Raw genomic sequence first — 21,202 nt, forward strand, 5'->3', positions numbered from 1 at the left:
CGGGTTGGGCGAGGTTCATCGGCATGTCCTCACCTCTTTTCAGATCACTGCTCTTCGGCCCAGGCGAAACCGTCTCGCGCGACCAATGCGCTCGCTGCAGCGGGGCCCCAGCCGCCAGCGGCGTAGGTCTTCAGGTCGCTGGGGTTGCCCTCCCAGGCGTCCAGGATGGGCTCGACCCAGCGCCAGGCCTGTTCCTGCTCGTCGCTGCGCACGAAGAGGTTCAGCCGACCGGCAATCGCGTCCAGCAGCAGGCGTTCGTAGGCGCCCACTCGCTCGGAGGGGAAGGCCTTGTCGAAGTCCAGGTCCAGTGACACCGGCGCCAACTGCTCGGCCGGGCCGGAGCCCTTGGCGGCCAGCAGGTGCAGCTCCAGCCCGTCTTCCGGCTGCAGGTTGATCACCAGCTTGTTCGCGCGGCCGTTGCTGGCAAAGATCGGGTGCGGCACCGGGCGGAAGTTGACGACGATCTGTGCGTCCCGTGCGGCCAGCCGCTTGCCGGTGCGCAGGTAGAAGGGCACGCCGGCCCAGCGCCAGTTCTGCACCTCGGTGCGCAGCGCCACGAAGGTTTCGCAGCTGCTGTTTTTCGGCACCTTCACTTCGTCCAGGTAGCCGGGCACCGGTTTGCCGTCCACCGTGCCGGCCTTGTACTGGCCGCGCAGCACGTCGCGCGTCACGCTGTCGGGCGTGAAGGGCTTGAGGGACTTCAATACCTTGAGCTTCTCGTCGCGGATGGCGTCGGCGTCGTTGGTCGACGGCGGCTCCATTGCGATCATCGTCAGCAACTGCAGCGCATGGTTCTGGATCATGTCGCGCAGCGCACCGGTGCGGTCGTAGAAGTCCCCGCGCGTGCCCACGCCGATGGACTCGGCCAGCGTGATCTGGATGTTGGCAATGCTCTCGCGGCGCCACAGCGGCTCGAACAGCGCATTCGCAAAACGCAGCGCCATCAGGTTCTGCACCGAAGGCTTGCCCAGGTAGTGATCGATGCGGAAGGCCTGGCGCTCGTTGAACACCGAGCGCACCACGCGGTTGATTTCCTGCGCGCTCGCCAGGTCGTGGCCCAACGGTTTTTCCAGCACCACGCGCACCCGTTCTTCGTTCAGCCCGGCAGCGCCCAGCTGTTCGCAGATCACCGGGAACAGGTACGGGCTGGTCGCCAGGTACAGCACCACGGTTTCGGCACTGCGCGCGTCCAGCCATTGCTTCAGGCCGGCGTAGTCCTCGGGCTTGGACAGGTCCATGCGCCGGTAATGCAGCAGGTCGGCAAAGCGGGCGAACTCCTCATCGCTCGGCCGCTTCGAGCTTTCGACTTCGGCGAAGCGCTCCTTGATGAAGCTGCGGTAATCGTCGTCGCTGCGTTCATCTCGCGCCACCGCCAGGATGCGGCCGCCGGCTGGCAGCTTGCCATGACGGAAGGCCTGGAACAGTGCGGGCATCAGCTTGCGCCAGGTGAGGTCGCCGGTGCCGCCAAAAAACACGAGGTCGAAAGACATGGGAGTGGATGTGTAATTTAATTACCTGGTTCATGATGCATGAGTTTCTTGGACCGGTCAATCCGGCCTGCCAGGGAGGCCAGGACCGGCTGGCGGCACCTGTCTTGCATGCGTCCACAGCGTCGGAACGTAACCGAAACGTACTTGCCGCGTCACGCAATCGCGGTCTAATTGCAACTGCCGTGGCGCGCCCTTCGCGCGTCGGCCCCTCTGATGAACCAGCTCGACCAACTCAAGGCTTTCACCACCGTCGTTGCCGACACCGGCAACTTCAAGCAGATGGCGCAATACGCGCCACGCGACGCGACCACCAACCCTTCGCTGATCCTGAAGGCCGTGCAAAACGCGGACTACGCGCCGCTGCTCCGCGACACCGTCGCCGCGCACCGCGGCGAGCCGCTGGACCGCATCGTCGACCAGGTGCTGGTGCGCTTCGGCCTGGAGATCCTGAAGGTCGTGCCGGGCCGGGTCTCGACCGAAGTCGACGCCCGCCTGTCCTTCGACACCGCGGCCACCATCGCCCGTGCCCACTACCTGATCGGCCTGTACGAGGCTGCCGGCATTGCCCGCGAACGCGTGCTGATCAAGATCGCCGCGACCTGGGAAGGCATCCAGGCGGCCAAGGCGCTGGAGCAGTCCGGCATCCATTGCAACCTGACGCTGCTGTTCAGCTTCTGCCAGGCCGTGGCCTGCGGCGAAGCCGGCATCCAGCTGATCTCGCCCTTCGTCGGTCGCATCTACGACTGGTACAAAAAGCAGGCCGGAGCCAGCTGGGACGAGGCCGCGATGGCTGGCGCCAACGACCCCGGCGTGCGCTCGGTCAGCCACATCTACCGCTACTACAAGAAGTTCGGCATCAAGACCGAGGTCATGGGCGCGAGCTTCCGCAACGTCGGCCAGATCACTGCGCTGGCCGGCTGCGACCTGCTGACCATCAGCCCGGACCTGCTGGCCCAGCTGCAGGCCAGCGACGCGCCGCTGCAGGCCGCGCTCACGCCGGCCCTGGCCGAGGCTGCCACCGATCTGCACGCCGTCAGCTACCAGGAAAGCAGCTTCCGCTACGCGCTCAACGAGGACGCGATGGGCACCGAGAAGCTGGCCGAAGGCATCCGCGCCTTTGCCGTGGACGCTGCCAAGCTCGACCAGCTGATCGTGGGCCTGCAATGAGCGCAGCCGCCGCCCCCCGCTGCGACCAGACGATTGCCTGGACGGCGCTGCAAGGCCACTTCCAGGCCCATGGCCGCGGCCTCGACCTGCGCGAAGCCTTTGCCCGTGACGCTGGCCGCTTCGCAGGGTTCAGCGTGCAGGCGCCGGAGGTGTTTGCCGACCTGTCCAAGAACCGGTGGGACGCGACCACGCGCCGCTTGCTGGTCGAACTGGCCGAAGCTTGCCAATTGCCCGCGCGGCGGGATGCCATGCTGGCCGGCGAGCCGATCAACAGCACCGAAGGCCGGGCTGTCTTGCACACCGCGCTGCGCGCCCCGCGTGGCCAGGGCCTGTTCAGCGCCGAGGTGCACGAGGTGCTGGACCGCATGCTGGCCTTTGCCGAGCGCGTGCGGGATGTGGCGACCAGCGGCATCACCGACATCGTCAACATCGGCATCGGCGGCTCGGATCTCGGCCCGCAGATGGCGATGCCGGCGCTGCAGGCGTATTCGCACCCGGGGCTGCGGCTGCACTTCGTCTCCAACGTCGACGGCCACGACATCACGCCGGTGCTGTCCCAGCTGCGCCCCGAGCGCACGCTGTTCATCATCGCGTCCAAGACCTTCACGACGCAGGAGACCATGGCCAACGCCGCGGTCGCCCGCGAATGGTTCATCGCCCAGGGCGGGCAGGACATTGCAAAGCACTTCGTTGGCGTCACCACCAACCTCGAAGCCGCCGCCAAGTTCGGCGTCACCGAGACCTTCGGTTTCTGGGACTGGGTCGGCGGGCGTTATTCGCTTTGGAGCGCCATTGGCCTGCCGATCGCCATTGGCATTGGCAGCGAAAACTTCCGCGCCTTCCTGGCCGGTGCGCACGCGATGGACAGCCACTTCGCCGAAGCCCCGCTGGCCGACAACCTGCCGGTCCAGCTCGGCCTGCTGGACGTCTGGTACCGCAACTTCCACGGCTTCACCAGCCGCTCGGTCGCGCCCTACCACCAGGGCTTGAAGCGCTTTCCGGCCTACCTGCAGCAGCTGGAAATGGAGTCCAACGGCAAGTGCGTGGACATGGCCGGCCAGGCCTTGCCCTATGGCACCAGCCCGGTCGTCTGGGGCGAGCCTGGCACCAATGGCCAGCACGCCTACTTCCAGATGCTGCACCAGGGCACCGATGTGATCCCGGTCGAATTCATCGCCGTGAAAACGCCCAGCCATCCGCACGCGGACCTGCACACCAAGCTGCTGGCCAACTGCCTGGCCCAGAGCCAGGCGCTGATGCTAGGCATGACCGCGGCCGAAGCGGCCACCGAGTCCGCCCCCACCGCGTCCAAGACCTTGGACCGCGAAGTCCTCTCCCATCACCGCAGCTTCCCCGGCAACCGGCCCAGCAGCACGTTGATGCTGGACGCCTTGACGCCCAGTGCCCTGGGCGCGCTGATCGCGCTGTACGAACACCGCGTGTTCGTCAGCGGCGCGATCTGGGGCATCAACAGCTTCGACCAATGGGGCGTGGAGCTGGGCAAGGCCTTGTGCAGCCAACTGCTGCCACGTTTTGGCAGCGGCGATGCTGCCGGCCTCGACGGCTCCACCGCCGGCTTGCTGGCCAAGCTGCGTGGCTGAATTGGACGTGGCTGAATCCGCGGTCAGGCCCGCCGTCATTTTTGACTTCGGTGGCGTGCTGTTCCGCTGGAACCCGGCCGAACTGCTGGCCCTGGTGCTGGCGGACCGCGTTCGCAATGCCGCCGATGCCGAACACTGGAAGCTGCAGTTCTTCCAGCAGTACGAGGGCGACTGGGGCGCGTTCGACAGCGGCTTGATCGACGTTGCCGAGCTTGTTCGGCGCATCGCGGCCCGCACCGATCTGGCGGAAGCGGAAGTGCGGGCCGTGGTTGACGCGGTGCCCGGTTACCTGACGCCCCAACCCGGCACTGTGGCCGTGCTGCGTGCGCTCAAAGAGGCCGGCCACCGGCTGTTCTTCCTGTCCAACATGCCGGCCCCGTATGCCGAACACCTGCGCCGCACACACGACTTCCTCGGCTGGTTCGAAGACGGCGTGTTTTCGTCAGAGGTGAAGATGGGCAAGCCAGACGCTGAAGTGTTCAAACTCGCGCTGACGCGCTTCGGCCTGCGGCCCGAGCAAGCCTTGTTCATCGACGATCACCCGATCAACCTCACTGCCGCCAACGCGCTGGGCCTGCCTGCCGTGTTGTTCACCAGTGCCGAGCAACTGGGACTGGACCTGCAGGCGCGTGGCTTGCTGGACCCGGCTGAGGGCTTGTCTGCCGGTAGCGCGGCGCATGCCTGAACCGCTTACGCTGGCGCCCGCTTCGCAGTCGCCGGTGATGCCGACCGCTGACGTGCCCTGCGCCACTGCCGTTCCGAACTGAAGCCGCCCAGCGCGGCCGCTTGTTTGCCGGCCAGGCCGGCGGCCCTGGCTTCCACTGCCAGCGCCAGGCGCACTTGCTCCACGTGCTCGCGCGGCGACAGGCCGGCGTGTTGCTGGAACAGCCGCGACAAGTGGCGAGGCGTGACATGGGCCAGGGCGGCCATGCGGTCCAGGGTCCAGTCTTCGCCGGGGGCGTCGACCACTGCGTTTTGCACCGCGTGCACGGCGGGATGCAGGTGGCGGCGGCCAGCCAGCAGTGGCGAGCGTTCCGGGTCTTCGCTGCCGCGGCGGTGGAACACCACCATGACTTGCGCGACGGCCGAGGCCAGGCCTTCGCCCTGGCGTTCGGCGATCAGGTGCAGCGCCAGGTCAATGCCGGCGGTGATGCCGGCGCTGCTCCAGACCGGACCGTCGCACACGAACACGCGGTTGGGCAGCACGCGGGCGCCGGGTGCCATCAGCGCCAGGTCGGCCAGCAGCTCGTGATGGGTGGTGACCTGGCGCTCGGTGAGCAGGCCGGCATCGGCCGCCAGCAGCGCACCCACACAAACGGTCAGCAGCCGGTGTTCAGTGCCCGGGACGGCCAGCGCAGGCGCGAGCACGCGGCCCAGCCAGTCGCGCGTGGCCAGCCAGGCGCCCTGGTGGCGCACGACCTGCAGCGCGTCGCCTGGCCGGCCCAGCAGCACGACCCAGGTGGGCGAGGTGAGTTGCTCGGGCAGTGGCGACAGTGCGGCCAGCCCGAGGCCGACCGATGAGGTGACCGCCGCTTCGGGCCCCGCGAAACGCATGTCGAACCCCGCTGGCAGGCCGCGCCTGGCGAGTTGTTGGTTGGCCAGGCGGAAGGCCTCGGCCGGGCCGGCGAGGTCCAGCAGCAGCGTGTCCGGCAGTACGATGAACAGCACCTGGACTGGCGGTGCGCTGGGCAGGCCGATGGTGGGCAGGCGTGGTGCGGATGGGGTCATGTGGTGCTTCAGGACAGCAGCGGATCGTCGCGCCACGGCGTGTCGAGCTGGCGCGCGGTGCGGCGAGCCCACACGGTGCCGGCACTGTCTGGCCCAAGGCCCGCCAGCGCGGCATCGCCGGCGCGCCGCACGAGATGCAGGCTCAGGTCGATGCCTGCGGCAATGCCCGCCGAGGTCAGCACCCGGCCGGTGTCGACCCAGCGCAAATCCGGCCGCAGTGTCAGGTCCGGTTGCAACCGCGCCAGGTCGGCCAGGTCTTCCCAGTGCGTGGTGGCTTCACAGTGCTGCAACACGCCTGCGGCCGCCAGCACCAGTGCGCCAGTGCAGATCGAGGCCACGCAGCTGGCCGCGCCCGCGCGGCGCTGCAACTCGACCAGCAGCGGCGCGTCGGCCAGCAAGGCACCCACCACGCCGCCGGGCACCAGCAGCCAGTCGCAGGCTGGCGCGTCGACCAGGCGGTATTGCGGCTGCAGCGGCAGGCCCGCGCGGGCCTGCACCGGCTTGCCGTCTGGCGAGGCCGTCACCAGCTCGAAGCGCGGCAGCTGCAGCGGACGGGATCGACCGTCGACAAGCGGCGCTTCGCCGGCTGCCAGTCGGTCGGCCATGCGGTTCGCGGTGGTCAGCACCTCATAAGGCCCGGCGAAGTCCAGCAGCTCGACCTCGTCGAACATCAGCAGCAACACGCGAATCATGACTGCCCCTCGGCCGTCGAATACGTCGGCCGATCCCCCGAGGGGATGCGGGCCGGCTTGGGAGCGGCCCGGCGCTCGGCCCGCGTGCTGCAGGTTGGCGTGGGCAGTCTCATGCAGCCCTCGCTTCTGCGTTGCGTGCTGCCTGGGCGGCGCGGGCCAGGGCCTGGTCCACGCTGCAGATCGTCGCGAAGCGGCCGGCCAGGACGGTCTCGGTGCGCTCGTAGATTGCCGCGGCGCTCAGCACGGTGCCAGCGGGGGTTTGCATGTCGAAGGTCAGCGTGGCCTCGGTCACGTAGTCCACTTCCCAGCCTTCGTCGCTGGCGTGGCGCGTCGTGGTCTCGCAGCACTGCTCGGTGCGGATGCCGGCAACGATCAACCGGCCAATGCCTTGCGCGCGCAGCCAGTCGCCCAGCCCGGTGCCGACCAGTGCGCTGTGGCGGTGCTTGTCCACGCGCAGTGCCGGGGTGTAGGCGGGCAGGCCGTCCAGCGGGCGCACCAGGCCACTGGCGTGCGCGAAGGGGTTGTCGGGGCCCTCCGGGCCGTCGCTGTGGAAGACCTGCACCACCGGGATGCCCTGGGCCTGGCAGCCGGCCAGCAGGCGGCGGGTGGCGTCCAGGTAGGCCGGCAGTTCACGATCCTGCCAGTAGGGCCGTGCGGGGAACGAGGCCTGCACGTCGATGAGCAGCAGGGCGGTTCGGGTGGTGTCAAAAGAGGACATGGGATATTTCTCCGTGGGAAGCGTACATCCGAATATTCCATTCGTCATGGAAGGCAACCAAGGCCGCCGCTGGACCTGTTGCGGTCATTTCAGGACTTCAGATGGCACCCGGTTTGTTCTTCGAGCCGCATTGCCGGCCTGCTGGGAGCTGTCGGCAGCCTGTCTGTGACGAACTGACCGGCGGAACACGGCCTGATCTGCGCTTTGGTGCCGGCGAGCCCGCCGATAGTCAAGGTCTGGCACGTCTTGGCATTGCCCGCCGGGCGGTGAGGCTGTGCCACGTTGGGAGTCCAAGATGAATCTCTCCTCGATCGGCACTGGCGCTGCAGCGCAAGCCCTTTCTGCCGCCGGCGTGTCCGGCAAGACCGCCATGAGTTTCCACGAGCTCGGCAAGTCGCTGCGCAAGGGCGACATCGAAGGCGCCAAGCAGGCCTATGCCGACATCCTGAAGAACCCGCCCGAAGGCGCCACCTGGGACCCGAACAGCGCGTTTGCGCAGTTGGGCAAGGACCTGGCCAAAGGCGACATCGACGGCGCCAAGGCCATCGCGGCCGATGCGATCAAGTCGGCTCGCGAGCAGCGCGGCCATGGCTCGACCACCGGCGGCCCGATCGTGAACCAGGACCCGACGCCGCCGGACGCCGAATCGATGGCCGTCAGCGGCAGCATTTCGTTGACTGCCTGAGGTCCACCGGCTTGGTCAAGCTGGTCAGCGGGCGGCCAGCGCCCGCTTGGCCAGGTTGACCCACAGCGCTGCGCCCTTGGGGATCAGTGCGTCATTGAAGTCGTAATTCGGGTTGTGCAGCGTGCACGGCCCGAGGCTCAGGTCGTGGCCGGCGTAGCCGCGCCGGTGCTCGCCTTCGCCATTGCCGATCATGAAATACGCGCCCGGCTTTTCCATCAGGAAAAAGCTGAAGTCTTCCGCGCCCATGGTCGGGTCGAAGTCCAGCGTGTTTTCGGCCCCCACCGTCTCGCGCATGGCTTCGCGCAGCTGCGCCACCTCGGCCGTGTGGTTGATGGTCGGCGGGTAGTTGCGGTGGAATTCGAACGCAGCCTTCGCACCGAAGGCTGCGGCGGTGTGCTCGCTGATCTCGCGCATGCGCTGCTCGATCATGTCCAGCACGCCGACGGTGAACGTCCGCACCGTGCCCTGGATCTCGCAGGTGTCCGGCACCACGTTGGTGGCCTCGCCGGTGTGGATCATCGTCACCGAAATCACCGCCGCATCGGTCGGCTTCTTGTTGCGCGTCACGATGGTCTGGAAGGCCTGCACCATCTGGCAGGCGACCGGTACTGGGTCGATGCCGTTGTGAGGCAGCGCCGCGTGCGAGCCCTTGCCGGTGATGACGATCTTGAACTCGTTGCTGGAGGCCATGATGGGCCCGTCGCAGACCGAGAAGCTGCCCTCGGGCAGGCCCGGCCAGTTGTGCATGCCGTAGATCGCATCCATCGGGAAGCGCTCGAACAGTCCGTCCTTGATCATTTCGCGCGCACCGCCGCCGCCTTCTTCCGCTGGCTGGAAGACCAGGTAGACGGTGCCGTCGAAGTCGCGGTTGCGGGCCAGGTGCTTGGCCGCGGCCAGCAGCATCGCGGTGTGGCCGTCGTGGCCGCAAGCGTGCATCTTGCCGGCGTGCCTGCTGGCATGCGCGAAGGTGTTGTGCTCGGTCATCGGCAGCGCGTCCATGTCGGCGCGCAGGCCGACGGCGCGTTCGCTGCTGCCGTTTTTCAGGATGCCGACGACACCGGTCTTGCCCAGGCCGCGGTGAATGGGAATGCCCCAGGCGGTCAGATTGCGCGCCACCAGGTCGGAAGTGCGTTCCTCGTGGAAGCACAGCTCCGGGTGCGCATGGATGTCGCGTCGCAGCGCGGTGAATTCGTCTGCATCTCGCAGCAGGTCGGAGATCAGGGGCATGGCGCGTTCCGCTGTCAGGGTTCACGCGATGTTAGCCCTGTGACGCATACCCGACTTGCCGTGGCGGGCGACGGATGCGTTGGCGCTGCGGGGCCGGCGCCGGGCCGCCCCAAGCGGCCCCGCCAACCCGCGAGGCCGGGTGCCCATCTCATCTATCTTCTGACGGCCCCGTTCTCGGTCAGCATCGAAAGCTCGACGAATTTCGAGGCGACGTGGTCGCGCGCGCCAAGGTTCAGGTTGAAGCCGCCGAAGTTGACGTTCTGCAGCGATTCCAGGCCGGTGGTCAGTCCGTCGCGGGTGTTGGCGCGGCCGCGCTTCAGGCCTTCGACGAACACCCGTGCCGCCAGGAAGCCTTCCATGCTGGAGTAGTTCGGCTTTGCGTCATTGCCGGCGGCTTTCACGGCGTCCAGGTACTCGCGGGAGATCGGCGTGGTGGTCGAGAAGGGGAAGGGCATGACCTGGCTGACGACCACGCCCAGTGCTTCCTTGCCCAGTTCGTCCGCCAGCGCCTGCGTGCCGACGAAGGAGACGTTGTAGAAGGTGCCACCGTAGCCGGCCTTGCGCGCGGCGCGGATGAAGGCGGCGCAGCTCTTGTAGGCGCTGATCTGCACCACGCCGTCCGGCTTGGCGGCGACGATGGCCTTGACCGCGGCGTCCACGTCCACGCTGTTGCGCTCCACCGTGCCCACCGCGACAGGCTGCAGGTTGTGTGTCTTCAAGGCTCTGTTCACGCCGTCCAGCCCGGCCTGGCCGTAGCTGTCGTTCTGGCGGAAGACGGCGATCTTGCTCAGGCCAAACGAGGTCATCTGCTTGACGATCAGGGCCGTCTCGTCGTCGTACGAGGCACGCACGTGGAAGACGTTGCGGCTGAACGGCTCGCGCAGCGCCGGGGCTCCGGTGAACGGTGCGAAGAACGGCATCTTCGATTCGTTGACCAAGGGCATCGCCGCCAGCGAGGTCGGCGTGCCGACGTAGCCGAACAGCGCGAACACGTTGTCGGCGATGAATTTTTCGGTGTTGGCCTTGCAGCGAACCGGGTCGTAGGCATCGTCCAGCGTGCGCAGCTCGATGGTCTGGCCATTGACGCCGCCGCTGGCGTTGACCTGGTCGAAATACAGCTTCGCGCCCAGGTTCATCTGCATGCCCAGTTGCGCGGCTGGGCCGCTGAACGCGGCCGATTGGCCGAGGATCAGGCGGTTGTCCTTGTCGGCGCGCGCCGAGGGCAGCAGGGTGGCGGCGGGAAAGGCGGCCAGCGATTGCAGCGCATGCCGGCGCGACCAGCCGTGCAGGCGCGGCTTGACAGATGAATCGGAATTCATGTTTTGTGCTCTTTGAGCTGAGGAATGGGCAAGGCCCAACGAAAAAGACATCGGCCGGTGCAATCCCGGATTGACAGGCTCGATCAATGACTGCTGCATTGTTACAAGAGTGAGCCGGACTTATTGCGCGGAAAAGCGGTTTTTCCATCGCCGCTTCAGCGGCCGCGTGACCTGGTTGACCCTGGCTTTGCCTTGGGGGGGCGACCTTCGCGGTCCTGGTGAGGCCTGTGACATGATTCAAGAATGAGCGATCAGACGACTGCCACCCACCCGGCTGCCGCAGTGCGCGTGGTGCACGCGGCCTGCCCCCACGACTGCCCGGACACCTGCGCGATCCGCGTCACTTTGGAAGGCGAGCGTGTCGTGCGCCTGCAGGGCGACCCGGACCATCCCACCACCCACGGCGCGTTGTGCACCAAGGTTTCGCGTTACGTCGAGCGTGTCACGCACCCGGAGCGGGTGCTGCAGCCGCTGCGCCGCGTCGGCGCCAAGGGGGAAGGCCGTTTCGAGCCGGTCAGCTGGGACGAGGCGCTGAGCGACATTGCCGGCCGTCTGAAAGCGATTGCCGCGCGCGACCCCGAAGCCATCCTTCCCTACAGCTATGCCGGCACCATGGGCCTGGTGCAGGGCGAGAGCATGGCCTCGCGCTTCTGGCACAGGCTCGGCGCGTCCCGCCTCGACCGCACCATCTGTGCCGCCGCCGGTGGTGAGGGACTGCTGCAGACCTACGGCGCCAAGATGGGCATGCACCTGGAACATTTCGCCGAGAGCAGGCTGATCCTGATCTGGGGAAGCAACTCCATCGCCTCCAACCTGCACTTCTGGACTTACGCGCAGGCCGCCAAGCGCAACGGGGCCAAGCTGATCGCCATCGACCCGCGCCGCAGCGAAACCGCCGAGAAGTGCCACCAGCACATCGCGCTGATGCCCGGCACCGACGGTGCGCTGGCGCTGGGCCTGATGCACGAGCTGATCGTCAACGACTGGCTGGACCATGACTACCTCGCGAAACACGTGGAAGGCTGGCCCGAGCTGCGCGAGCGCGCGCTGCAGTGGCCGCCTGAGCGCGCGGCCGAAACCTGCGGGCTGGCGGCAGACGAAGTGCGCGGCCTGGCGCGCGACTACGGCACCACCGCGCCTGCGGCGATCCGCCTGAACTACGGCATGCAGCGCGTGCGAGGCGGTGGCAATGCGGTGCGCCTGATTGCGCTGCTGCCCTGTCTCACCGGCGCCTGGAAGCATCGCGCCGGTGGCCTGCTGCTGTCTGCCTCGGGCTGGTTCAAGCGCGTGCGCAACGATGCCGTGCTGGAACGCCCGGACCTGCTGGCTGGCCGCCAGCCGCGCACCATCAACATGAGCACCATCGGCGACGATCTGCTGAACCCCGGCTCGGCCGCATTTGGCCCGAAGGTCGAGGCGGTCATCGTCTACAACAGCAACCCGGTCGCGGTGGCGCCGGACTCGGCCAAGGTCGTCGCCGGTTTTCAGCGCGAGGACCTGTTCACCGTGGTGCTGGAGCACTTCCTGACCGACACCGCCGACAACGCGGACTACGTGCTGCCCGCCACCACGCAACTCGAACACTGGGACGTGCACACCAGCTACGGCCACACCTATCTGCTGATCAACGAGCCAGCGCTGGCGCCGGCTGGCGAAGCCCGCTCGAACGCCGAGATCTTCCGGCAGCTGGCCGCGAAGATGGGCTTCGACGAACCCTGTTTTGCCGACGACGACCTGACCCTGGCCCGGCAGGCGCTGGTCCCTTCGGTCGATTTCGAGCGCCTGCGCCGGGACGGCTGGCTCAAGCTGGACCTGCCCGAGGCGCCGTTTGCCGAAGGCGGTTTCGCCACGCCCAGTGGCCGCGCACGCGCCACCGTACCCGGCCTGCCGCTGCCGGACTTCGTGCCCAACCACGAAAGCGCGCGCAGCACGCCCGAGCTGGCCGCCCGCTTCCCGCTGGCGATGATCTCGCCGCCGGCGCGCAACTTCCTCAACTCCACCTTCGTCAACGTCAAGAGCCTGCGTGCCATCGAAGGTGAGCCGCTGCTGGAGATGCACGCCGGTGATGCCGCGGCGCGCGGCCTTGCCGATGGTTCGATGGTCAAGGTCTTCAACGACCGCGGCGAGCACCACTGCCTGCTGAAGGTCAGCCCGCGCGCGCGGCCTGGGGTCGTGCATGGCCTGGGCGTGTGGTGGCGCAAGCTGGGTCGCAACGGCACCAACGTCAACCAGCTGACCCACCAGGGCCTGACCGACCTGGGCGGCGGCCCGAGCTTCTACGACTGCCTGGTCGAGGTCGCCGCGCTGCCCGTGGCGGCGTGAGCGCCCAGGCAGCTCAAGGATGCGCTGGGGCAGGTGGCTGGCGGTGAGCACGGCTTCTTTGGTGGGCGTGGTTGTGCTGGCGGCTGGCACGGTCTGCGTCACCAGCGGCTGCAGTTCCATCGGCTACCTGCTGCAGTCGGCGCAAGGCCATGTCTCGCTGATCACCAGCGCGCGGCCGGTGGGCGACGTGATCGCCGATGCGCAGACTTCGGCGGCGCTGAAGGAGCGCCTGGCGCTGACCCAGCGCCTGCGGGACTACGCCGTCTCCGAACTCAAGCTGCCGGACAACCACAGCTACCGCAGCTATGCGGATCTGAAGCGACCGGCCGCCGTGTGGAACGTGGTCGCGGCGCCCGAGCTGTCGCTGAAGCTGCGCACCTGGTGTTTCCCCATCGTCGGCTGCGTGGGCTACCGCGGCTATTACGCACTGGACACGGCCGAGGCCGCCGCGCAGCCGCTGCGCGAGGAGGGGCTGGAAGTGGCCGTCTACCCGGTGCCAGCGTATTCCACGCTGGGCAAGACCGAGTGGCTGGGCGGCGACCCGCTGCTGAACACCTTCGTGCAATGGCCCGAAGGCGAACTGGCGCGGCTGATCTTCCATGAACTCGCGCACCAGGTGGCTTACGCGCCGGGCGACACCTCGTTCAACGAGGCCTTCGCCACCTCGGTCGAGCGCCTGGGCGGCGAACGCTGGCTCAGCACCCATGCCAGCCAGCAGGCACGCGACCAGTACGCCACGCTGAACAGTCGCCGCGAAGACATGCGGGCCATGGTCAACCGCACCCGCCAGGCGCTGGATGCGCTCTACAAGAGCAGCCTGGACGACGACGGCAAGCGCGCCCGCAAGGCCGAGCTGATGGCCGCGCTGCGCGCCGAATATGCGCAGGCCAAGGCCGAGCGCTGGCATGGCTACGCCGGCTACGACCTGTTCTTCGAGAAGCTGAACAACGCCTCGCTGGGCGTGCAGGCGGCCTACTTCGGACTGGTGCCAGCCTTCGAGGCCTTGTTCGAGCGTGAGGGGCACGACTTCCCGCGCTTCTACGCAGCCGTCAAGGCCCTGGCCAAGCAACCGCGCGCCGAGCGCGACGCGGCCATCAAGGCGTTGCTTCCGCCGGGCCAAGCCGTGCCGGATGCCACGCCAGAGCAGGGCGCAGCAAGCGAGCCTTCGTGACGCTTGCGTTCCCAAAGGGGCCGCAGCGGTGACAATCCAGGCTGTTGCGCGCCGCCTGGCGCGCCCCGCTACGTCAAGACTTCGCCAACGCCATGTCCGATTTGAAGATTCGCCGCGAACACCAACTGGGCCTGGCCCGCGCCCGCGCCGTGGCCAAGAAATGGGCCGAACACGCCGAGAAGAAGTTCGACGTGAAGTGCGAGCTGGCGGCTGGCGAGGCGCAGGACGTGCTGCGCTTCAGCCGCGCCGGCGTGAGCGGCGAGATGCTGGTCAGCGGTGACGCCTTCGAGCTGAACGCCAAGCTCGGCTTCCTGTTCAAGCCCTTCGCCGGCCAGATCGAGGCCGAGGCCTGCAAGCAACTGGACACCGCGCTGGCCAAGGAAGCCGCGAAGGGCTGATCCCGCTGTCAGCCTGGCTGAATCACTTCAGCGATTCGATCAGGTCGATGTAGGCCTGCATTGCCTGCTCGGGTGTCTGGCCCTTGAGGTTGTGCCAGGCATCCCACTTGGCGCGGCCGACGAAGTCGGTCATGCCGGGGCGGTCGCCATCGGCGTCGCCGCTGCTGGCCTGCTTGTACAGCGCGTAGATCTTCAGCAGCGTCATGTTGTCCGGCTTTTCCGGCAGTTGCTTGCTTTCCGCCACCGCGGTTTCGAATTCGGTCTTGAGATCGGACATCGGGTTCTCCTTTTGGCTGGACCGCCGGCGATTTTTCGCAGGCGTTGGACGCGCCGGATCTTAACGACGCAGCCCTCGCGGCCCGGTGACCGAAGCGGCCAAATTCCGGGCCGCGCGGCTTGCACAAAAGCCGGCCCCCTGCCGGACGCGGGCCTTTGCCGCCGCTCCCTACAATCGCGCCCCATGCCAGCTGTCTCCTTCCAGGGCGTCGCGAAGACCTACCAAGGCGCCCGCGGTGCATTTCGTGCGCTCGATGGGGTGTCTTTCGACATCGCGCAGGGCGAATTCTTCGGCTTGCTGGGGCCCAATGGCGCCGGCAAGACCACGCTGATCAGCATCCTTGCCGGTCTGGCCCGCGCAACCGAAGGCCGGGTCAAGGTCATGGGCCACGACGTGGTGGACGACTATGCGCGGGCGCGCCGGGCGCTGGGCATCGTGCCGCAGGAACTGGTGTTCGACCCGTTTTTCTCGGTGCGCGAATGCCTGCGCATCCAGAGCGGCTACTTCGGCGTGAAGGACAACGACGACTGGATCGACGAGCTGCTCGCCGGCCTGGGCCTGGCCGACAAGGCCCATGCGAACATGCGCCAGCTCTCGGGCGGCATGAAGCGCCGGGTGCTGGTGGCGCAAGCGCTGGTGCACCGGCCGCCGGTCATCGTGCTGGACGAGCCCACCGCTGGCGTGGACGTGGAGCTGCGCCAGACGCTGTGGCACTTCGTCGCCCAGCTGAACCGAGAGGGCGCCACGGTGCTGCTGACCACGCATTACCTCGAAGAAGCCGAGGCGCTGTGCCACCGCATCGGCATGCTGAAGACTGGCAAGCTGGTGGCACTGGAGCGCACGACCGACTTGCTGGCCGCCACGGCCGTCACCATGCTGCGCTTCAAGACCGACGACGCGATGCCGCCCGAGCTGGCGACGCAGGCGCGCGTGACCGGCCGCATCGCGCAGATCGCCGCGCGCGACGCGAGCGAAGTGGAAACGGTGCTGGCCCGGCTGCGTGCTGCGGGCGTGCGGGTGGAAGACCTGGAGATCGGCCGCGCCGATCTGGAAGACGTGTTCCTGAACATCATGAAAACCGATGGCGTGCCGAGCGCCCAGGCGCTGAAGGTGTCCGTATGAAGCCGGTCGACACCTTGCCGCCGCGGCCGCACCTGCTGGACGGCACCGGCACGCTGTTCCGCAAGGAAGTGCTGCGCTTCTGGAAAGTGGCCTTCCAGACCGTGGGTGCGCCGGTGCTCACCGCCGTGCTGTACCTGCTGATCTTCGGCCATGCGCTGCAGGACCATGTGCTGGTCTACGGCCGCGTCGGCTACACCGCGTTCCTGATTCCAGGCCTGGTGATGATGAGCGTGCTGCAGAACGCCTTTGCCAACACCTCGTCCAGCCTGATCCAGAGCAAGATCTCCGGCAACCTGGTGTTCCTGCTGGTTTCGCCGCTGTCGCACTGGGCCTGGTTCCTGGCCTATGTCGGTGCGTCCATCGTGCGCGGCCTGGCCGTGGGTGCCGGCGTGCTGGTGGTGACAGTGTGGTTCTCGCCGCCAGGGCTGGTCAACGGCCTGTGGGTGCTGGTGTTTGCGGTGCTGGGTGCGGCCTTGATGGGCGCACTGGGGCTGATCGCCGGGCTCTGGGCCGAGAAGTTCGACCAGATGGCCGCCTTCCAGAATTTCCTGGTGATGCCCATGACCATGCTGGCCGGGGTTTTCTATTCGGTGCAGTCCTTGCCCAGCGTGTGGCTGGTGATCAGCCACTTCAACCCGTTCTTCTACATGATCGACGGCTTCCGTCACGGCTTCTTTGGCGTCAGCGACGTTTCGCCGTGGATCAGCCTGGCCGTGGTCGGCGGCGCCTTCATTGCCGTCTCGGCCCTCACGCTGCGCTTGCTGAAGTCCGGCTACAAGCTACGCAACTGAACGCCAGCCCCCCAGTCGCTGCACTCCTGCCCCCGAGGGGCGCGTTCCGGCTTGGGGCGGCCCTGCGCCGGAACCTCTCCCTCCTTCGTTCGGCGATAATCGAACCCATCATGGCCAATCCCACCCCCGCCCAGTTGCACGCGTACATCGCCGCCGGACTTGGCTGCGAGCACCTGGAAGTGCAGGGCGACGGCCAGCACTTCTACGCCACCATCGTGTCCGCCGAATTCGACGGGCTGCCCCGCGTGCGCCGCCACCAGCGCGTGTACGCGGCACTGGGGGACCGCATGCGGGCGGAGATCCACGCCCTGTCGATGAAGACCCTGACCCCCGCCGAATGGGCCGCACTTGGCCCCGCAGCCGGGCTGCAAGCGCCCGCCGAACACCGCCATTGAACCTGCCCGCGGGCCAGCTGGCCGCGGGCAGACGTTGGTGGCGTCGCGCAGGCGATGCGGCCGGTCTGCCCCCAGCAGCGCGCCCGCCTTACGAGACCCCACCATCATGGACAAACTTCTGATCCGCGGCGGCCGCCGCCTGCAGGGCGAGGTGCTGATCTCCGGCGCCAAGAATGCCGCGCTGCCCGAGCTGTGCGCCGCGCTGCTGTCGCCCGAGCCGGTGCTGCTGACCAATGTGCCCAAGCTGCAGGACGTGGCGACCACGCTGAAGGTGCTGCGCCAGCTGGGCGCCACCGCCGAACGTTCGGACACCGCCACCGACCAGGTGCGCATCGACGCCAGCCAGATCAGCACCACCGTCGCGCCCTATGAGCTGGTGAAGACCATGCGTGCGTCCATCCTGGTGCTGGGCCCGCTGCTGGCGCGCTTTGGCACCGCCACCGTGTCGCTGCCGGGCGGCTGCGCCATCGGCTCGCGGCCGGTGGACCAGCACATCAAGGGCCTGCAGGCGATGGGCGCGGAGATCCTCGTCGAGCATGGCGACATCAAGGCCCAGGCGCCGCTGAATGCAAATGGCCAGCGACGGCTGCGTGGTGCCCGCATCACCACCGACATGGTCACCGTGACCGGCACCGAGAACCTGCTGATGGCCGCCGTGCTGGCCGAAGGCGAGACGGTGCTGGAAAACGCCGCGCAGGAGCCGGAGATCCCCGACCTGGCCGAGATGCTGATCGCCATGGGCGCGAAGATCGAAGGCCACGGCACCGCCCGCATCGTGATCCAGGGCGTGGAGAAGCTGCATGCGCCTGTCACCGGCGGCGTGCCAGGTCACCGCATCATCCCGGACCGCATCGAAGCCGGCACCTTCCTCTGCGCCGTGGCTGCCACCGGTGGCGACGTGACGCTGAAGAGCGCCCGTGCCGACCACCTGGGCGCCGTGATCGACAAGCTGCGCGAAGCTGGCGCCACCATCACGTCTGGCCAGGATTGGATCCGCGTTCAGGCCGATGCTCGGCCCAAGGCCGTGAGCTTCCGCACCAGCGAATACCCAGCCTTCCCGACCGACATGCAGGCCCAGTTCATGGCCGTGAACTGCGTGGCCGAAGGCGCTGCCAACATCAGCGAAACCATCTTCGAGAACCGCTTCATGCACGTCAACGAGCTGATGCGGCTGGGCGCGAAGATCACGGTCGACGGCCACACCGCGATGGTCACCGGCGTCGCTCAGCTCTCGGGCGCCGCCGTGATGGCGACCGACCTGCGCGCCTCGGCCAGCCTGGTCATCGCCGGCCTGGTGGCCGATGGCGACACCACGGTGGACCGCATCTACCACCTGGACCGCGGCTACGACCGCATGGAAGCCAAGCTTCGCGGCATCGGCGCTGACATTGAACGAGTGTCCTGACATGCTGACCCTCGCACTCTCCAAAGGCCGCATTTTCGAAGAGACGCTGCCGTTGCTCGCCGCCGCCGGCATCCGGGTCACAGAAGATCCCGAGAAAAGCCGCAAGCTGATCCTGCCGACCAACCGCGACGACGTGCGCGTGGTGCTGGTGCGTGCCACCGACGTGCCGACCTACGTGCAGTACGGCGGCGCCGACCTAGGCGTGGCCGGCAAGGATGTGCTGCTGGAGCACGGCGGCGAAGGCCTGTACCAGCCGCTGGACCTGAACATCGCCAAGTGCCGCATGAGCGTCGCGGTGCGCGACGACTTCGACTACGCCAGCGCGGTCAAGCAAGGCTCGCGCATCCGCGTGGCCACCAAGTACACCGAAGTCGCCCGCCAGCACTTTGCCGACAAGGGCGTGCACGTGGACCTGATCAAGCTCTACGGCTCGATGGAGCTCGCGCCGCTGACGGGGCTGGCCGACGCCATCGTCGACCTGGTCTCGACCGGCTCGACGCTGAAGGCCAACCACCTGGTCGAGGTCGAACGCATCATGGACATCTCCTCGCGCCTGGTCGTCAATCAGGCCGCGCTGAAGCTCAAGCGCGACCTGCTGCGCCCGCTGATCGATACCTTCGCCGCTGCCATTCCTGCCTGATCCTCTTCCGCCGCCATGTCCGCCTTGAACCTGCGCCAGCTCGCCACCACCGCCGCCGACTTCGAAACCGAGTTCGCCCGGCTGCGCCATTGGTCGGCCGATGCGGATGCGGCCATCGAGCAGCGCGTGGCCGAGATCCTGGCGGACGTTCAAAAGCGAGGCGACGCTGCGGTGCTCGAATACACCGCGCGCTTCGACGGCGTGCAGGCCGCATCTGTGGCCGAACTGGAACTCACGCGAGAAGAGCTGAAGGCCGCATTCGAGGCCATCACGCCCGCGCAACGCAGTGCACTGCAAGCTGCCGCAGCACGTGTGCGCAGCTACCACGAGCGTCAACTGCAAGCCTCTGGCCGGAGCTGGCAGTACCGTGACGAAGACGGCACGCTGCTGGGCCAGAAGGTCACGCCGCTGGACCGCGTGGGCATCTACGTGCCCGGCGGCAAGGCGGCCTATCCATCGTCGGTGCTGATGAACGCGATTCCGGCGCATGTGGCAGGCGTCGGCGAAATCATCATGGTGGTGCCCACACCGCGCGGAGAAAAGAACCCGCTGGTGCTGGCCGCCGCCTACGTGGCTGGCGTGCACCGCGCGTTCACCGTGGGCGGCGCACAGGCCGTGGCCGCGTTGGCCTACGGCACCGCAACCATCCCCGGCGTCGACAAGGTTACCGGCCCCGGCAACGCCTATGTCGCCAGTGCCAAGCGCCGCGTTTTCGGTCAGGTCGGCATCGACATGATCGCCGGCCCCAGCGAGATCCTGGTGCTGGCCGACGGCACGACGCCGGCCGACTGGGTCGCGATGGACCTGTTCAGCCAGGCCGAGCACGACGAACTTGCGCAATCCATCCTGCTGTGCCCGGACGCCGCCTACCTGGCCCAGGTGCGCGCCGCCATCGAACGCCTGCTGCCCGAAATGCCGCGCCAGGCCGTGATCCGCGCCAGCCTCGAAGGCCGCGGTGCGCTGATCCACACCCGCTCGATGGAAGAAGCCTGCGAGATCAGCAACCGCATCGCGCCCGAGCACCTGGAAGTGTCGAGCGCCGACCCGCACCGCTGGGAGCCGCTGCTCAGGCACGCCGGCGCCATCTTCCTCGGCGCCTTCACCAGCGAAAGCCTGGGCGACTACTGCGCCGGCCCGAACCACGTGCTGCCCACGTCCGGCACCGCCCGCTTCTCGTCCCCGCTGGGCACCTACGACTTCCAGAAGCGCAGCAGCCTGATCGAGGTGAGCGAACAGGGCGCGCAGGTGTTGGGCGTGATCGCGGCTGAGCTGGCCTATGGCGAAGGGCTGCAAGGCCACGCTCGGGCGGCGGAGATGCGGCTGATCAAGCGCTGATGCGTTGATCGGCCAGCGGGCAATTCAAGCCGCCCAGTTCTCCAGCGTCAGGCCTTCGACGCGCTCGAACTCGCGCAGGTTGTTGGTCACCAGCGTGGCCTTTTCGCTCAGCGCATGGCAGGCAATCCACAGGTCATTGGCACCAATCGGCGTGCCTGCAAGCTTCAGCCGCAAGGCCTGGGTCGCGTAGTGATCGCAAAGGCTGGGCTGCAAGCCCAGCAGCACCGGCACTTCCCGCGCCAGGGCCTCCAGCCGCTGTCGCACCTCGGCCGCGCGCTGGCTACCTGCGGCCCCCTTGAGCAATTCGGCCCAGGTGACGAAGGACATGCACAGGCTGTCTTCGCTCGCCAAGGCATTGACCCGTTCCACCACCGACGCAGGTTTGTGCTTGATCAGGTAGATCAGGATGTTGGTGTCCAGCATGTAGCGGGTCACAGTGGTTCCCGCTCCTGCACGGGTTGCGGCGTGTCGTCCGCCACGGCAGCGGCGAGGGCATCTGCCATGTCGGCGTCGAAGCCATCGAGCGCCCGCAGCAAGGCCTGGCCCCTCGCTTCGGGAAGCGGATGGATCAGCAGGTCGCCATTGGCGGTGCGGGTGATTTCCACACGCTGCGTGTCGAGCCGGAATTCCTGCGGAATGCGCACCGCTTGGCTGTTGCCATTCATGAAGACGCGGCTGGCCAAGGTGCTCATGATGTTTGTGTGTACAGGGATGTGTGT

22 protein-coding genes are annotated in these 21,202 nt (G+C 67.6%); 13 read left to right on the top strand and 9 right to left on the bottom strand.

The window, feature by feature from the left end:
* Positions 1-44: 44 nt before the first annotated feature.
* Positions 45-1,490 carry a glucose-6-phosphate dehydrogenase gene (gene zwf, locus LRH25_RS19110; protein WP_141285330.1) on the bottom strand — a complete coding sequence of 482 codons (1,446 nt, stop codon included), beginning with the start codon at positions 1,488-1,490 and terminating at the stop codon, positions 45-47.
* A gap of 213 nt (positions 1,491-1,703) precedes the next feature.
* Here zwf and tal point away from each other — a divergent pair, with 213 nt between their 5' ends.
* Genes tal through LRH25_RS19125 form a run of 3 tightly spaced genes read left to right on the top strand, consistent with a single transcriptional unit; the run spans position 1,704 to position 4,943 of the window.
* Complete coding sequence (gene tal / locus LRH25_RS19115) at positions 1,704-2,657, top strand: transaldolase (protein WP_141285328.1); 954 nt, start codon at positions 1,704-1,706, stop codon at positions 2,655-2,657.
* Entirely contained in the window at positions 2,654-4,258 is a 1,605-nt protein-coding gene (pgi, locus tag LRH25_RS19120; protein ID WP_141285326.1) for a glucose-6-phosphate isomerase, read from the top strand. The genes tal and pgi overlap by 4 nt, the downstream gene beginning before the upstream one ends.
* A 7-nt stretch (positions 4,259-4,265) precedes the next feature.
* Complete coding sequence (locus LRH25_RS19125; RefSeq protein ID WP_231011959.1) at positions 4,266-4,943, top strand: HAD family hydrolase; 678 nt, start codon at positions 4,266-4,268, stop codon at positions 4,941-4,943.
* 5 nt (positions 4,944-4,948) lie between these two features.
* On the opposite strand, the gene LRH25_RS19130 is transcribed toward LRH25_RS19125, so the two are convergent.
* From LRH25_RS19130 to LRH25_RS19140, 3 genes are all read right to left on the bottom strand, one after another.
* Positions 4,949-5,986: a GlxA family transcriptional regulator gene (locus tag LRH25_RS19130; RefSeq protein WP_231011961.1), complete on the bottom strand. Its 1,038-nt coding sequence runs from the start codon at positions 5,984-5,986 to the stop codon at positions 4,949-4,951.
* A gap of 8 nt (positions 5,987-5,994) precedes the next feature.
* On the bottom strand, positions 5,995-6,678 hold the full coding sequence (locus LRH25_RS19135) for a DJ-1/PfpI family protein (RefSeq protein ID WP_231011963.1): 684 nt from the start codon (positions 6,676-6,678) through the stop codon (positions 5,995-5,997).
* A 109-nt stretch (positions 6,679-6,787) separates the two neighbouring features.
* Positions 6,788-7,396, bottom strand: coding sequence for an isochorismatase family protein (locus tag LRH25_RS19140; protein ID WP_141284939.1), 609 nt, complete (start codon positions 7,394-7,396; stop codon positions 6,788-6,790).
* A gap of 295 nt (positions 7,397-7,691) precedes the next feature.
* Between LRH25_RS19140 and LRH25_RS19145 the strand changes: the two genes are divergently transcribed.
* Entirely contained in the window at positions 7,692-8,081 is a 390-nt protein-coding gene (locus LRH25_RS19145) for a hypothetical protein (protein ID WP_141284937.1), read from the top strand.
* Between the two features lie 24 nt (positions 8,082-8,105).
* Here LRH25_RS19145 and LRH25_RS19150 read toward each other — a convergent pair whose 3' ends face one another.
* Positions 8,106-9,308, bottom strand: coding sequence for a M20 aminoacylase family protein (locus tag LRH25_RS19150; protein WP_141284935.1), 1,203 nt, complete (start codon positions 9,306-9,308; stop codon positions 8,106-8,108).
* A 152-nt stretch (positions 9,309-9,460) separates the two neighbouring features.
* Positions 9,461-10,627: an ABC transporter substrate-binding protein gene (locus LRH25_RS19155; protein WP_141284933.1), complete on the bottom strand. Its 1,167-nt coding sequence runs from the start codon at positions 10,625-10,627 to the stop codon at positions 9,461-9,463.
* A 243-nt stretch (positions 10,628-10,870) separates the two neighbouring features.
* Between LRH25_RS19155 and LRH25_RS19160 the strand changes: the two genes are divergently transcribed.
* The 3 genes from LRH25_RS19160 to LRH25_RS19170 all read left to right on the top strand — a co-directional run bounded on the left by LRH25_RS19160 (position 10,871) and on the right by LRH25_RS19170 (position 14,518).
* Positions 10,871-12,949 (top strand): molybdopterin-containing oxidoreductase family protein, encoded by a 2,079-nt coding sequence (locus LRH25_RS19160; protein ID WP_141284931.1) that lies wholly within the window; start codon positions 10,871-10,873, stop codon positions 12,947-12,949.
* A 19-nt stretch (positions 12,950-12,968) separates the two neighbouring features.
* The gene (locus tag LRH25_RS19165) at positions 12,969-14,120 is read left to right on the top strand and encodes an aminopeptidase (protein WP_141284929.1); all 1,152 of its coding nucleotides are present in this window, start codon (positions 12,969-12,971) and stop codon (positions 14,118-14,120) included.
* Between the two features lie 92 nt (positions 14,121-14,212).
* Positions 14,213-14,518, top strand: coding sequence for a polyhydroxyalkanoic acid system family protein (locus LRH25_RS19170; RefSeq protein ID WP_141284927.1), 306 nt, complete (start codon positions 14,213-14,215; stop codon positions 14,516-14,518).
* 22 nt (positions 14,519-14,540) lie between these two features.
* Here LRH25_RS19170 and LRH25_RS19175 read toward each other — a convergent pair whose 3' ends face one another.
* Complete coding sequence (locus LRH25_RS19175; protein ID WP_141284925.1) at positions 14,541-14,795, bottom strand: acyl-CoA-binding protein; 255 nt, start codon at positions 14,793-14,795, stop codon at positions 14,541-14,543.
* Between the two features lie 183 nt (positions 14,796-14,978).
* Between LRH25_RS19175 and LRH25_RS19180 the strand changes: the two genes are divergently transcribed.
* From LRH25_RS19180 to hisD, 6 genes are all read left to right on the top strand, one after another.
* Positions 14,979-15,917, top strand: coding sequence for an ABC transporter ATP-binding protein (locus LRH25_RS19180; protein WP_141284923.1), 939 nt, complete (start codon positions 14,979-14,981; stop codon positions 15,915-15,917).
* Between the two features lie 35 nt (positions 15,918-15,952).
* Complete coding sequence (locus tag LRH25_RS19185) at positions 15,953-16,708, top strand: ABC transporter permease (protein WP_141284943.1); 756 nt, start codon at positions 15,953-15,955, stop codon at positions 16,706-16,708.
* A gap of 110 nt (positions 16,709-16,818) precedes the next feature.
* Entirely contained in the window at positions 16,819-17,103 is a 285-nt protein-coding gene (locus tag LRH25_RS19190) for a BolA family protein (protein ID WP_141284921.1), read from the top strand.
* A gap of 106 nt (positions 17,104-17,209) precedes the next feature.
* The gene (murA, locus tag LRH25_RS19195; protein ID WP_141284919.1) at positions 17,210-18,508 is read left to right on the top strand and encodes a UDP-N-acetylglucosamine 1-carboxyvinyltransferase; all 1,299 of its coding nucleotides are present in this window, start codon (positions 17,210-17,212) and stop codon (positions 18,506-18,508) included.
* A gap of 1 nt (position 18,509) precedes the next feature.
* The gene (gene hisG, locus LRH25_RS19200) at positions 18,510-19,148 is read left to right on the top strand and encodes an ATP phosphoribosyltransferase (protein WP_141284916.1); all 639 of its coding nucleotides are present in this window, start codon (positions 18,510-18,512) and stop codon (positions 19,146-19,148) included.
* A 15-nt stretch (positions 19,149-19,163) separates the two neighbouring features.
* Positions 19,164-20,483, top strand: a complete 1,320-nt coding sequence (hisD, locus tag LRH25_RS19205) for a histidinol dehydrogenase (RefSeq protein ID WP_141284914.1) — start codon at positions 19,164-19,166, stop codon at positions 20,481-20,483.
* A 24-nt stretch (positions 20,484-20,507) separates the two neighbouring features.
* On the opposite strand, the gene LRH25_RS19210 is transcribed toward hisD, so the two are convergent.
* Positions 20,508-20,918: a type II toxin-antitoxin system VapC family toxin gene (locus LRH25_RS19210; RefSeq protein WP_211361281.1), complete on the bottom strand. Its 411-nt coding sequence runs from the start codon at positions 20,916-20,918 to the stop codon at positions 20,508-20,510.
* Positions 20,915-21,175 carry an antitoxin gene (locus LRH25_RS19215; protein ID WP_141284912.1) on the bottom strand — a complete coding sequence of 87 codons (261 nt, stop codon included), beginning with the start codon at positions 21,173-21,175 and terminating at the stop codon, positions 20,915-20,917. Before LRH25_RS19215 ends, LRH25_RS19210 begins: the two co-directional genes overlap by 4 nt.
* Between the last annotated feature and the right edge of the window lie 27 nt (positions 21,176-21,202).

It is taken from the genome of Ideonella azotifigens (assembly GCF_021043325.1).
Classification (GTDB): domain Bacteria; phylum Pseudomonadota; class Gammaproteobacteria; order Burkholderiales; family Burkholderiaceae_C; genus Ideonella; species Ideonella azotifigens.